At 56.6% G+C, this 854-nt stretch carries 1 protein-coding gene; it reads right to left on the bottom strand.

Annotated elements, in window-relative coordinates; genetic code table 11:
* Nucleotides 1–17: 17 nt before the first annotated feature.
* Nucleotides 18–772 (bottom strand): IS5 family transposase gene (locus ACUSIJ_RS29635; RefSeq protein ID WP_449312003.1). Its coding sequence is split into 2 segments (ribosomal slippage): nt 18–439 and nt 439–772, totalling 756 coding nucleotides; the frame shifts between segments, so codons are not numbered across the junction.
* Nucleotides 773–854: the final 82 nt, after the last annotated feature.

Below are 854 nucleotides of genomic sequence, written 5' to 3'. Positions count from 1 at the left end.
CTAGGATGGGGACTCAATCATATCCATGCGATGACTGCTGAGACGAGTGCGATGGCAGCGAGATAATTGGTTGCGATGCGGTCATATCGGGTTGCGATACGCCGCCAGTTTTTGAGGTGGCAGAAAAGGCGTTCGATGACGTTCCTGCGTCGATAGGCTTTTCGATCCAGAGGGTATGGCGTTTTTCGCGCTGCCGATGAGGGTATGACCGCTTTGATCTTATGCCCAGCAAGCCAGTCCCGCAGGCTGTCGGCGTCGTAGGCTTTGTCAGCCAGCAGGCGCTTTGTGGGGCGGGCGGCTTCCAGCAGGGGAATTGCCATCCTGATGTCGGCGATGTTTCCCGGCGTCAGGCTGAAGGCGACCGGTCTGCCGCGATCATCGGCCAAACAATGGATTTTGCTTGTTCTTCCGCCGCGTGACGTACCGATCGCTTGCGCCCACGCCCCCCTTTTGAGCCTTGCGCAGAGCGATGCGCCTTGATGTGTGTGCTATCGATGGAAAGTTCCGGCGGAACCGGACCTTTGGCGGCCATCTTCTCGAAAATACAATACCAGATACGGCGTCGCGCCCAGCGGTGATATCGATTGTAGACGGTCTTTGCAGGACCATACTCAGCAGGAACATCACGCCAGCGGCAACCGACCTTCAACACGTGCAGAATACCGGAGATGATGCGCCGGTCATCGACCCGTCGGGCGCCGGGCTGGTTCTTGGGTAGATGCGGTTCGATCGCATCCCATGCTTCATCGGAAAGCCAGAAAAGATCGCTCATCAGGAGCCTCCTTGCCGTCAAAACCTGAACAGCAAGGAATCAGTCAATATCGGCAATAAGTTGATTAAGTCCCAATCCTAGG

The organism is Pseudochelatococcus sp. B33, assembly GCF_053570585.1.
The sequence above is the reverse complement of the archived record's forward strand: the minus strand, read 5'-3'. Positions and strand labels throughout refer to the sequence as shown.